The sequence below is a fragment of the Muriicola marianensis genome (genome assembly GCF_014638095.1).
Classification (GTDB): Bacteria; Bacteroidota; Bacteroidia; order Flavobacteriales; family Flavobacteriaceae; genus Muriicola; species Muriicola marianensis.
The window spans coordinates 1-13,351 of the sequence record NZ_BMFH01000002.1 but is presented as its reverse complement, the minus strand read 5'-3'; the positions used below and the strand labels follow the sequence as shown (position 1 = coordinate 13,351).

At 44.6% G+C, this 13,351-nt stretch carries 7 protein-coding genes and 1 rRNA gene; 4 read left to right on the top strand and 4 right to left on the bottom strand.

Annotated elements, in window-relative coordinates; all coding sequences use genetic code 11:
* The first annotated feature begins 115 nt into the window (after positions 1-115).
* The 3 genes from IEV19_RS10955 to IEV19_RS10945 all read left to right on the top strand — a co-directional run bounded on the left by IEV19_RS10955 (position 116) and on the right by IEV19_RS10945 (position 7,463).
* Positions 116-1,258 (top strand): acyl-CoA dehydrogenase, encoded by a 1,143-nt coding sequence (locus tag IEV19_RS10955; protein WP_188370791.1) that lies wholly within the window; start codon positions 116-118, stop codon positions 1,256-1,258.
* Between the two features lie 223 nt (positions 1,259-1,481).
* Positions 1,482-5,987: a glutamate synthase large subunit gene (gltB, locus tag IEV19_RS10950; RefSeq protein WP_188370790.1), complete on the top strand. Its 4,506-nt coding sequence runs from the start codon at positions 1,482-1,484 to the stop codon at positions 5,985-5,987.
* Positions 5,988-5,996: 9 nt separating this feature from the next.
* Positions 5,997-7,463 carry a glutamate synthase subunit beta gene (locus IEV19_RS10945; protein ID WP_188370789.1) on the top strand — a complete coding sequence of 489 codons (1,467 nt, stop codon included), beginning with the start codon at positions 5,997-5,999 and terminating at the stop codon, positions 7,461-7,463.
* A 4-nt stretch (positions 7,464-7,467) separates the two neighbouring features.
* Here the strand turns inward: IEV19_RS10945 and IEV19_RS10940 are convergent, their stop codons facing one another.
* The 3 genes from IEV19_RS10940 to IEV19_RS10930 all read right to left on the bottom strand — a co-directional run bounded on the left by IEV19_RS10940 (position 7,468) and on the right by IEV19_RS10930 (position 11,320).
* Positions 7,468-9,654, bottom strand: a complete 2,187-nt coding sequence (locus tag IEV19_RS10940; protein WP_188370788.1) for a coiled-coil domain-containing protein — start codon at positions 9,652-9,654, stop codon at positions 7,468-7,470.
* Between the two features lie 77 nt (positions 9,655-9,731).
* The gene (locus IEV19_RS10935; protein ID WP_188370787.1) at positions 9,732-10,358 is read right to left on the bottom strand and encodes a response regulator; all 627 of its coding nucleotides are present in this window, start codon (positions 10,356-10,358) and stop codon (positions 9,732-9,734) included.
* The gene (locus IEV19_RS10930; RefSeq protein ID WP_188370786.1) at positions 10,355-11,320 is read right to left on the bottom strand and encodes a sensor histidine kinase; all 966 of its coding nucleotides are present in this window, start codon (positions 11,318-11,320) and stop codon (positions 10,355-10,357) included. Before IEV19_RS10930 ends, IEV19_RS10935 begins: the two co-directional genes overlap by 4 nt.
* A gap of 143 nt (positions 11,321-11,463) precedes the next feature.
* On the opposite strand from IEV19_RS10930, the gene IEV19_RS10925 reads away from it, so the two are divergent.
* A complete protein-coding gene (locus IEV19_RS10925; protein WP_188370785.1) occupies positions 11,464-12,762 on the top strand; it encodes an OmpA family protein in 1,299 nt (432 codons plus the stop codon).
* Positions 12,763-13,106: 344 nt separating this feature from the next.
* Here the strand turns inward: IEV19_RS10925 and rrf are convergent.
* A 5S ribosomal RNA gene (gene rrf / locus IEV19_RS10920) occupies positions 13,107-13,218 on the bottom strand.
* Between the last annotated feature and the right edge of the window lie 133 nt (positions 13,219-13,351).

Below are 13,351 nucleotides of genomic sequence, written 5' to 3'. Positions count from 1 at the left end.
GAATGATAAACGAAAAAAGGTGATTATGATATTCTCAAATCGATGAGATAATCATTGAATAATATCCAATGAAGCCGTATCTTTGGGAGCCTTTTTTAACAATACTATAAACACCATGGATTTTACACTTACTGAAGAGCAACTGATGATCCAACAGGCTGCACGGGATTTCGCCCAGCAGGAATTACTCCCGGGAGTAATAGAAAGGGATGAAGAACAGAAATTCCCTGCCGATCAGGTTAAAATGATGGGCGAACTTGGGTTTTTGGGGATGATGGTCGACCCGAATTACGGAGGCAGCGGTCTCGATACGCTCTCGTATGTCCTGGTCATGGAAGAATTGTCGAAGGTGGATGCGTCTGCTTCCGTCATTGTTTCCGTAAATAACTCCCTGGTTTGCTGGGGCCTTGAGACCTACGGAACAGAGGAACAAAAACAGAAATACCTGACAAGGCTGGCCACCGGCGAAATTATTGGAGCCTTCTGCCTTTCTGAACCAGAAGCCGGCAGTGATGCCACCTCCCAGAAGACCACCGCTATTGACAAAGGGGATCATTACCTGCTTAACGGAACCAAGAACTGGATCACTAACGGAGGTACGGCAGATGTGTACCTGGTGATGGCACAAACCGATGCTGCGAAAAAACACAAAGGCATCAATGCCCTTATCGTGGAAAAGGGAATGGAGGGATTCGAGATCGGCCCTAAGGAAAATAAGTTGGGCATCCGAGGGAGCGATACACACTCCCTGAATTTCAACGACGTAAAAGTCCCAAAGGAGAATCGCATTGGCGAGGATGGTTTTGGTTTTAAGTTCGCCATGAAGACCCTGGCAGGAGGAAGGATAGGGATTGCAGCTCAGGCCCTTGGTATTGCCGCGGGGGCTTACGAATTGGCCAGAAAATATTCTAAAGAGAGGAAGGCTTTTGGTACGGAGATCATGAATCATCAGGCCATTGCCTTTAAGCTGGCAGATATGCACACACAAATCGATGCTGCCCGAATGCTGGTGTACAAAGCCGCGGTAGACAAGGACCAGAACAGGAATTACGACCTGTCCGGTGCCATGGCCAAACTTTACGCTTCACAGGTGGCAATGGACACGACGGTTGAGGCCGTACAGATCCACGGGGGTAACGGGTTTGTGAAGGACTATCACGTGGAAAGACTGATGAGAGACGCCAAGATCACTCAGATCTATGAAGGAACTTCTGAGATACAAAAGATCGTCATCTCCAGAAGCATACTAAAGGACTGATTTTCCTGAAAAGACTATTTTAACTTTTATCAAAAAAGACCCGTTTTCAGGGTCTTTTTTGTTTGGGTCCCATTATCAAAATGGCATTGAAACACGGGTATAAATTTCATTTTGTTTTTATTTTAAGAATAAATTGAAAACGCTGCATTTTTTCTATCATATTCAGCTAAACAAAAGATGATCCGCAGTGTATTTGATATTTTTGTTCAAATACACTAAAGTAATGTTGAAGAAGCAAGGATTGTATTTACCCGAGTTCGAGCATGACAATTGCGGAGCAGGATTCATATGTAGCTTGAAAGGGAAGAAGTCGAATGAGATCATCCACAAGGCGCTGGAGATCCTTGATAAACTGGAGCACAGAGGTGCAGTTAGTGCCGACGGGAAGACCGGAGACGGTGCAGGGATCCTGATCGATATACCACATCAGTATTTTACGGAGGTATGTTCTTTTGATTTACCCGAAGCTGGGGAATACGCGGCTGGGAATGTCTTCCTGCCCAAAAAGGAGAACCAGCGGAATTATTGCATGCAGGTCCTCGAAGAAGAGATCGCCAGACAGGGCCTCCGTTTACTGGGATGGAGGGACGTGCCTGTAAACAAGGGCGTGCCAGGTCGGATGGCTTCAGAGACAGAGCCTTATGTGAAGCAGCTCTTTGTGGGCAAAGAGAAAGAGGAAGAGGATATCGAAACCTTCAACCGGAAGCTGTTCATCGCCAGAAAGGTTACGGAACACAGGATCATCGATTCGAAACTTTCGGAAAGCAAGTTTTTCTATGTTCCCAGCCTGTCTACTAAAATTATCATCTTCAAGGGGTTGTTGATGCCCCAGGATATTAAATTGTATTACAAAGACCTGATGGACCCCCGAGTTGTGACTCGTTTGGCGCTGGTGCATCAGAGGTTCTCCACGAATACTTTCCCCACCTGGGATCTGGCACAGCCTTTCCGGTACATGTGCCACAATGGGGAGATCAATACGCTTAGAGGCAACGTCACCCGTATGAGATCTAGAGAAGCTCTGATGGAAAGTCCGCTTTTCGGGCCGGAGATTAAAAAAATACTCCCTATCATCTTGCCGGGTAAATCAGATTCTGCTACCATGGACATGGTGGTAGAACTTCTGTTGATGACAGGCAGATCCTTGCCGGAGGTGATGATGATGCTGGTGCCCGAGGCCTGGGAGAAAAATACTGAGATGTCGGATACCAAAAAGGCATTCTATGAATACAATTCATGCCTGATGGAACCCTGGGATGGCCCGGCTTCTATCCCTTTCACGGATGGGAACTACATTGGGGCACTTCTCGACCGGAACGGGCTTCGACCTTCCCGATATTCGGTCACCAAGGATGGGTATGTAATCATGTCTTCTGAAACAGGAGTACTGGAGATCGCCCCTGAAAATATAGAGAAACACGGTCGACTGGAACCCGGGAGGATGTTCCTGGTCAATATGGAGGAGGGACGAATCGTGAATGATACCGAGATCAAAGAGGAAATAGCAAAAAAGCACCCCTACAGGAAGTGGCTTAATGACAATCTGGTCCACCTGAGAGACATCCCCTACAATGACTGCCCCCTTTTCCTGGGGGAAGAGACCGTGGAAAAAAGGAAGGCCATTTTCGGATATACGCTTGAAGATATCAATACGATTATTCTGCCCATGGGTAAGAACGCAAAAGAACCTATCGGATCTATGGGTTCTGACACACCCATTGCCGTTCTTTCAGAGAGACCGCAGCTGATATACAATTACTTCAAACAATTATTTGCCCAGGTAACCAACCCGCCCCTGGACGGGATCAGGGAAGAACTGATCACAGATATCAGCCTTACCCTGGGAACAGACAGGAATATTTTTGAGATCACCGAGCTCCATTGCCGTAAACTTAAGATCCAGAATCCTGTGATCTCCAAGGAAGACCTCGATAAGATAAAAAACTATGATGCCAGCCCGGATTACAAGGTGGTGTCTATCCCTATGCTCTATGAGGTGGATAAGGGCCACAATGGTCTCGAGGATGCACTGGAGTCCTTGCTGACCCAGGCCTCTAAAGCGATCGATGAAGGGGCCAATATCATCATCCTTTCAGACAGGTTTGTGAGCCAGCAAAAAGCACCAATTCCGGCTCTTCTGGCTTGTTCTTACGTCAACAGCGGACTGCAGCGTTTAGGGAAAAGGTCCAAACTCAGTATCATCATAGAATCTGCTGAACCGAGGGAGGTACACCATTTCGCCCTTCTTTTTGGATTTGGGGCCAGTGCCATCAACCCCTATCTGGTCAACGAGATCATCGGGGAACAGATCGAGGAAAATGACATTACAGAATACACCTTTGATGAAGCAATCAAGAATTACAACAAGGCCATAGGGAAAGGTATCGTAAAAGTGATGAACAAGATCGGTATTTCTACTCTGAATTCGTACCGGGGTTCCCAGCTGTTTGAATGTATTGGACTGAATACCAAGGTGGTGGAAAAGTATTTTCCGAATACCCCTACCAGGATTCAGGGGATCGGCCTCTACCAGATCGAGAAAGAGATCTCTAAAAGACATAAAAAAGCATTTGCCCAAACACACGTGGCCGCCAACCTGGACCTCGAGATCGGAGGGGAATACAGATGGAGGCGGGATGGAGAAAAACACATGTTCAATCCGCTGTCCATTGCAAAACTCCAGAAGTCGGTCCGAAACAACGAACCCGAGACATATAAGGAGTTTGCCGAGATTGTCAATGAACAGTCCAAAGACCTTATGACCCTCAGGGGGTTGTTCGAGTTTACCAATTTTGATCCTATTCCCCTGGAGGAGGTAGAACCCTGGACCAATATTGTGAAGCGTTTTAAGACCGGGGCCATGTCATACGGTTCCATAAGCAAGGAGGCCCATGAGAATCTGGCAGTGGCCATGAACCGGATCGGAGGGAAGAGCAATTCAGGCGAAGGAGGAGAAGATGCCGAACGATTTTATAAAAATCAGACGGGAGACTGGAAGAACAGTGCCATTAAACAAGTGGCTTCGGGTCGTTTTGGGGTTACCTCTAATTACCTGACCAATGCTCAGGAGATACAGATCAAAATGGCCCAGGGTGCCAAGCCGGGTGAAGGTGGGCAATTACCCGGTCCAAAGGTAAACCCTTTCATCGCCAAGACAAGGAATTCCACGCCCTATGTGGGACTCATCTCACCTCCCCCACACCACGACATTTATTCCATAGAAGACCTGTCTCAGTTGATCTACGACCTAAAGGCTGCCAACCGGAAGGCACGGATCAATGTGAAGCTCGTGTCTGAAGTAGGAGTAGGAACGGTGGCAGCCGGTGTTGCCAAGGCCAAGGCCGATGTGATCCTAATTTCAGGGTTTGACGGAGGAACAGGTGCCTCGCCCCTGACCTCCCTGAAGCACGCAGGACTACCCTGGGAACTGGGAATAGCCGAAGCACAGCAAACCCTGGTCATGAACGACCTCAGAAACCGCGTAGTACTGGAGTGCGATGGGCAATTGAAAACGGGAAGGGATGTGGCCGTAGCCTGTTTGTTGGGAGCTGAAGAGTTTGGATTTGCGACAGCACCCCTGGTAGCTTCAGGGTGCATCATGATGAGGGTCTGCCATCTGAACACCTGTCCTGTGGGTATTGCCACCCAAAATCCTGAGCTGAGGAAGAAATTCGAGGGAAAACCGGAACACGTAGTCAATTACATGTATTTCGTAGCCCAGGAACTTAGAGAAATCATGGCTAAACTGGGCTTCAGGACCATCAACGAAATGGTTGGACAGGTACAGAAACTCAATAGAAATAAGGCTATAGACCACTATAAGGCCAATGGTCTGGATCTCACGCCCATCCTTCATACCATTGATGTCCCCAAGGGTACCAAACTGTACAATACCACCAAACAGGAACACAGTGTAAAAGATTCTATTGAGTTTGATATTATCTCACAGGCGCACCCGGCATTGTTCAGAAAAGAGAAGACCAGCCTGGAATTCACTATTCACAATACAGACCGGGCCATTGGAGCTATTATCAGTAATGAGATTTCTAAAATATACGGAGCTGAAGGACTGCCTGAGAATACTCTGAAACTAAATTTTACAGGGTCAGCAGGACAAAGTTTTGGTGCCTTCGCCACGAAGGGACTGACCATGGTGGTCAATGGCAATACAAATGATTATCTGGGCAAAGGGCTGTCTGGTGCGAGACTTGTTATCAAGATCCCGGAAAAATCTACCCTAAAACCTGAGGAAAATATTATCACCGGTAACGTAACCCTTTACGGTGCAACATCAGGAGAGGCTTATATCAACGGCAAGGCGGGGGAGAGATTCTGTGTTCGGAATTCCGGAGCCACTGCCGTGGTAGAAGGTATCGGTGACCATGGGTGTGAATATATGACCGGCGGAGTGGCTGTTATCCTCGGGGAGGTCGGAAGGAATTTCGGAGCCGGGATGAGCGGAGGAATCGCTTTTGTATTAGATGAGAACAAAACCTTTGACAAACGCTGTAACAAAGAAGCGCTCAACCTTCTGGCAGTGGAAGAAGAGAAGGACATACAGCAATTGAAGGGCCTGATAGAGAATCATTACAACGCGACTTTGAGTCCGCTTGCCCAGCGGATCCTTGAGAATTGGGAACATTACCTCCCTAAGTTTATCAAGGTTTTCCCGGAAGAATACAGGCAGGCCTTATTGAGGTTGGAAGAAGAAAAGCTACAAATTACTTAGAGAGAAGGAATGGGAAAGATCACGGGATTTTTAGAGTACAAAAGGAAGACAGAGCCCTATAAACCGGTAGAAAAGAGGATCAAGAATTTTAAGGAATTCACGGTTCCGCTCAAGGAAAAAGAACTCAGGGACCAGGGGGCACGCTGCATGGATTGCGGGATCCCTTTTTGCCACAGTGGTTGTCCATTGGGTAATCTTATTCCGGATTTTAATGATGCCGTTTATCGCGGTAAGTGGGAAAAGGCAGCACAGATCCTTCACGCCACCAACAATTTTCCGGAATTCACCGGCAGGCTTTGTCCTGCACCTTGTGAAGAGGCTTGTGTACTGGGCATCAATGAAGATCCTGTTTCCATTGAAAATATTGAGAAGAACATTGCTGAAACCGCCTTTGAAAAGGGGTGGATCAAGGCAATCCCACCTGAAACGAGGACTGGTAAAAAAATTGCCGTTATTGGTTCCGGTCCGGCCGGACTGGCCGCTGCCCAGCAGCTCAACAGGGCAGGGCATTGGGTAACGGTCTATGAGAGAGATGAAAAACCCGGAGGACTATTGAGGTACGGCATCCCGGATTTCAAGATGGAAAAGCACGTGATCGACAGACGTCTTAAAGTATTGGAAGAAGAGGGGATCGTTTTCAAGTGTGGAGTTCACATCGGCATTGATGTGCCCGCTAACAAATTAAAAAAGGATTATGATGCCATTGTGCTTTGCGGGGGAGCTACAGTGCGCAGGAAGCTCCCGATAGAAGGATCTGACCTGAACGGGGTGGTACAGGCCATGGATTTTCTGGCTCAGAATAACCGAAGGGTAGCAGGGAAAAAGAAGTTTGAGGAAGAGATCATTGCGACAGACAAGCACGTGATAGTGATCGGTGGGGGCGATACGGGTTCTGACTGTATTGGAACTTCTTTCAGGCAGGGAGCAAAAACGGTAACCAATTTTGAGATCCTGAGCAAACCTTCAGAGAGCAGACCCCAGGATCAGCCCTGGCCGTTCTGGCCTATGCGCCTTCGGACCAGTTCATCCCATAAGGAAGGGGCCGAAAGGGTTTTCAGTATCTCCACCAAGAAATTTATTGGTGATGAAGACGGAAATCTCAAAGGACTGATCACATCCGAAGTGGAATGGATCAAGGGACCTGGAGGGCGGACAGTTTTGAAGGAAATAGAGGGGACGGAAAAGGAATGGGAATGCGATCTGGCATTACTGGCCCTCGGTTTTACCGGCTCAGAAATGACTCTTGCAGAACAATTGGGGCTCGAAGCAGATACGAGAACGAACATCAAAGCTTCTGTAAAGGATTTCAAGACCAATGTACCCGGAGTGTTTGTTGCCGGCGACCAGAGGAGAGGTCAATCCTTAATTGTGTGGGCTATATCTGAGGGAAGGCAAGCGGCATACCATGTGGATACATATCTTATGGGAAGGTCTGATCTGCCTTTAAAAGGAGAGGGAGATCTGCCAAGAGTGTAATAGATTACTGAAAAGGATCATGCACAACTTGGATGTGAATTTTTCCCACTGTTAACCTGGAGTATTCATCTATCTCATGCTTTGTGTCCTGTGTGGCATTGATAATTTCAGATGATCTATTACGGGCATCGAACGTAAAAACGGTTTTGGTATTGGCAGACAACTTATTGATATCCTTTCTGTAGTTATCCTGTTTTTGCTTTGTTTCATATTGCATTCTAAGCTTTTCTCGCGTAGAAATCCCGCTACCCGCTGATTGAATTGCCGTAACCGAAGTAATGATCTCTGCGGCAAGCTCCATTCCTTTCTCCAATTGTTCCTCCATTTCTACGATATTGACAAAAATATGATTGGCCATGGGTAGCATCTCAGATGTGTATGATTTATTTAAATTCCCCAATGGCATATTTACCTCTTCGCTGAAGAGCGGCATAAAATAAACTGAATCTCGCGATCTGCCAGTACAGAAATCCAATTTGAATTCAGGGAAATTCATGAGGTATTTATTCGGTCCGGTATAGGAAAAAGTTATCAACCGGTCTTCCTCGTCCAGTATCGTTTTAGCTCCTGATTTTACTTCTATAGGAATGGCTACCTCTTTTTCAGTTGTACTGGTGAAATCTACTTTATGTTTTACCAGGCTATAGGTACAACCGTCCGTAATTAGCATGGTATAGACCTTCTCAGGGGTTAGCAGGCTCCCTGTTGCCTTTAATTCCAGGTTCCCTTCATCATCTGTTTGTTCGTATTCGAATTGAAGGTTGACCTTCAGGGCGAACCTATTATAGGCCACAGCCTTATCAAAATTTTTACCTAAACCATAAACTCCAACAGGAGGTGATTCATCTCCTAATAGTCGTTTTTGCCTTTCTAATGAAATATGGCGGGGGATATTTAATACGAAGTCGTGATTTTTGAGCTGGATTTGTTCATTCAAGTATTGCGTATAGATGCTATCAAGATTAGACATTAAGCTAGAATAATCAACTATTGACCCCTCATTTGAGCCTAATAATTGCTTTTTCCTCTCATATCCTAAAACATAGATCAGCACGGTATTAAATCTTGTTATTTGGTTGCCATACCGTTGCATTAAAGTCTGTAGTTTTTTTCTTTCTCTTTGGTCTAATGAATCCAAAAAATTGATGCTCTGTGGAGATATTTTGTGATCTTCACTGCCTAGTAAAGCATATTGACGTTCCATGCCCAAGATCAGGTTTCTAATTTCTTCCTCCTGACCTATGAATTTTTTATGCCATTCATCTTTTGCCTTGCGTTCTTTTTTTATTAACTCGGGATCACAAGCCCCGCAAACACTCAAATCATCCTCAGGAGGAGCGGGAAAATCCTCAACAGGAGGGAGAGCTTTAAATAGACGTCGGGCCTTAGCCATGGTCTCCTCATAATCCAGCAGATTCTGAAAATCTTTAGCATTGCTGATAGTTGACCCAATCCCACCGGTTTCAGACTCTGCCTGGGCATATTTGCCATCCGTTTTGGCTGAAAGTTCAGGAAGTTCAATTACATTTTTTACTAAAGCGCTATATTCTTCATTCAGGTCTTCATACCGCGATAGTGTTTTTTCTAATTCAGGATAGTACAAAAACCCATTCTCCATCCGGGCGAATTTCTCTATTAATTCCTCCTCCCTTTCCATAGCCTTTTCTAATTCCCTTATCATAGGCTCAAAGGGATCTGTTTTCTTATCTGGCTGAGCCACGACACGATTCTGAGATTTTTGGAACTGTACTACCATGGATTTGTTCGTAATCAACGTGCTATCGTTTATTTTTTTTCCACGGTACCACAACAACCTGTCAGTATCTTCTCCGGGTTTTGGAGTTGTAGGTTGCCTACTTAGAATAATTCTTTCAATAGGTGATTGATTCACCGAATTCTGTGTAGAAGCTAATTTATGGACAGTTGGAGTTGGGTTTGGGGAGTTTCCCGCCATCTTTTCAAATGACTCAACTATTTTTTTAAGGGATGCCAGTTCTTTTTGTAGCTGGGGCACTTCGTCCGGATTATTGATTTTGGCCTCAGCAATTTCCTGTTCAAGTTCCCTGATGTCCTGTTTTAGTTCATTTATTTCCTGTCGCATATCAGGGTGTTGTTCGCTTTCCTGCCCAAGAACGACAGACTTTACAGAAGTGATTACGAACAAGACCAGCAACCAAAAACCGAATTTCATGGTCAGAGGAATTTCTAGTTAACCGACCAAATGTAATGTGTATACACATTAAATTTTTCCCCTTTTTATGGGATATACTAAGAATCGAGTAGAAGGAGGTTCTTCTGAAAGGCAATCTTGATCATTTCGGCGCTATTGCGTGCTCCGATCTTTAGCAATAAATGCTTTCTGTGAGTATCTACCGTTGAGCTTCCCAGGAAAAGTCTATCAGCTATCTCGGAGTTGGTAAGTCCTTCAGCAATCAGAACAAGGATTTCTTTTTCCCGTTTGGTTAAAATAATCTCCCTATCCTCTGGATGACGCAATAGCCCTGAAACATCAGCATCAAGATAAATTTGTCCGCGCATGACCATTTCTATGGCCTTGAGGATTTCCTTTTTGTCAGCACTTTTGAGTATGTAACCATCTGCACCACTTTCCAGCATCTTTTTCACGAAACTCTGCTGGTTGAAGGTGCTGAGTCCTATAACCTTTGTCCCAGGATATTTAAGCTTGACCTCTTTGCAAAGTTCAAAACCACTCTTATCCGGCAAGTTTATATCCATAAGTATGATATCAGGCCTCTTGCTAAGCAGTTCTGCCATACAGAACGCGGCATTTCTCGCTGAACCCATGAACTCCAGAGAATTTTCGGATTGCAGCAGGGCTCTAATCCCTTCTACTACCATAAAATGATCATCAACTATAAAATACCTATACTTCATATTCGGACTGATATATGAACAGACGTCCCTTTCCCAGGTGAGGTTTGTAAATCAAGCTCACCCCTTAACAGATTTATGCGGTTACTGATACTATTCCAACCAATGCCCTTTGACCGATCCGTTAATTCAGGATTAAATCCAATGCCGTCATCTTCCACCGTTATATTTAATTTACCTGCACTGAAAATCAATTGAACGATAACTTTCTTTGCTTTCGCATGTTTTATGGCATTGTGGACGAGTTCTTGAATTATCCTGTAAATCGCCAGGGATTCTGATTGTTCAAGCTCCATTTCTTCCAGCCCTATTGACTGATAACTAATAATCAGATCTTCACGCTGATCTGCCTCTGAGCAGAAGTCCCTAAGAGCCGTGTCCAGACCAAATTTGATCAATGTCGCTGGCATCATGTTATGAGCAATACGCCTGACCTCGGCAAGGGCATTGTCTAACATGTACATCCCTTTGCTATATGCCTCCATATTGATTTTTGAATCATCACGGGACGGCAATATGTTTTGATAGGAAAATTTTATCCCGGACAAAAGAGAACCGAGACCATCATGGAGTTCCGAAGCTACTCTTGCACGCTCTCTTTCCTCACCATTTAGGGCAGCTTCTATGGTCAATAGCCTGGATTCCAGTTCCATACGGTCAAGTTTCTTTTGACGCAATGTGAGTTTATGCTGAAAATTCCTGTATAGAAGCACTCCTATCACGATTATTAAAAGAAGGGCAATAGCCAGAATAAGAGCTAACACATTCCGATTCCTAAGCTTACGATCCTGGATATCGGATATTTCCCTTATTTCTTGTTCTTTTTCTTTAAGGGTTTCATTTCCGGTCTGAGGTTCAAAAAGCAAAATATCTATAGTGGAGTAAAAAGGCAAAGTGAGGTTGCATCCGCGAATTTCGCATAATGACCCAAAGCTTATAATCATGAATACCAGAAGTACTTTCATAAGCTTATATATCTATTCTAAGTTACGCAAAGTTTTCACTGGGAAGCCCGATTATTACTCAAATTAAAATACCCTTTTTACGGGATAAAGATTTCATAATCAACATATACATTTACCGGAATTTATAGGAACACCTTATAGTTATGAGAACAATTACTGGAGTATTAGTGACCGTGGTATTTATTTCGTTTTCCATGCAGTTGGATGCACAGATCTTAAAGAAAATGAAGGATAAAGTAGTCAACAAAGTGGAGAAAGGGGTAGAAAAGAAGCTAGAGAACAAACCCACACCCCAGGAACAAAATGATGGAAATCCCGAAAATACTACCGAACAAGGGATACCAGACAATGAGTTTCCTGATCATAAGCCGGAAAATGTATCGGTAAATGAAACCACTTCTTACAAATCAAAATTCGATTTTATTCCAGGAGATCAATTGGTCATTTGGGAAGATTTTAGTCAGGATGCCATTGGCGATTTCCCCGCACTCTGGTTCACTAATGGATCAGGAGAGGTCGTCAATATTGAGGGTTTTGAAGGTAAATGGCTGATGCTTAAAGACAATTCTAATTATTTTTTGGATAGAATATTAGGATTGCCTGAAAATTACACAATCCAATTCGATCTAATTTGTTCAATCCCATTTGAATGGAGCAGTGCTTCATTAAACCTGCACCTGCTCGATGTCATCGACATTAATCGTTATAGGGAAGGACGCAATGGTGGTGAAATGTCTGAAAGTAATTTCAGAAACGGATCTTTTAAATTTGATATACATCCAGGATTGAATGATGCCAGTACAAAAGCTTACGGGCACTATAATGGATTTACTCAGCAAGGTAATCTGGATTTTGGCAAATCATTTGTCCCGGCTAAAGGAAAAAATAAGGTTACTATATCTATTTGGAGGCAAAAGGAAAGAATTAGATTCTATCTCAATGAGAATAAGATCTTAGATCTGCCAAAAGTTCTTCCCAGTGGATTTAGGACTACAGTAGTACAGTGGAGTGTTTCTAATTTGTACAGTAGCAATTACTTTTTAGGCAACATTCGTATGGCGTCCGGAGCACCTGATACGAGGAACAAACTTCTAACTGAAGGCAAATTAGTAACCAACGGTATCTATTTTGGAGTAAATTCTGATCAGATCAAACCAGAATCCTACGGGGTACTTAAGGACATTTCGATAGTATTAAAGGATAGCAATGCCAAAGTCATCATTGTCGGACATACGGATAGTGATGGGGATGAAAGTTCCAATCTGGACCTCTCCCGTAGACGTGCGGAGGCTGTTAAACAAGCCTTGTCCAAGGACTTCGGGGTTAATTCATCCATGATGGAAGTAGACGGCAAGGGTGAATCCGAACCTATTGAAGCCAATAATACCACAATGGGCAAAGCCAAGAACCGTCGCGTAGAGTTTATCAAAACGGGGTTGTAACCAGGTAAAATTTCCCTGCTTTTCATTTTCCGGCTGACAGAGTATCTTTCAACCAAGGGGGAATAAGGACGTATGTCCCCCGGGGGTAAGACTATGTAAGGGTGCTAGTTTCAATACTCTTGGGTTCTTACTCTCAAGATCTCAATAAGCTTTGGTCCAGAGGCAGTTTGCCAGAATACTTTTCTGCTTTTGTATTTCGGGATGAGAAGTTATTTTGTAATCAAGGGGGAATAAGGACGTATGTCCCCCGGGGGTAGGATGTAATATGGACTTGGGACCTTACCTTTGACTCACTTGAGGTAACTCCAAAAAAAATCCCCCACATTGCTGTGAGGGATTCTTAAAAAAGGCGGCGACCTACTCTTCCACCTGGTGTGGCAGTACCATCGGCGCTGACGGGCTTAACTTCCCTGTTCGGAATGGTAAGGGGTGGACCCCGTCGCCATGGCCACCTGAGCCTTGTTGTGAAGGGTGAATCTCACCTGCTTCACGGTATATCTTAACATAAAGGGACAGGGTTTGCAAAGAGACGAATTTTTATCTTCTAAAGAGTCTTCAGGTGTGCAGTACACACTTGTCTTAGAGCGCA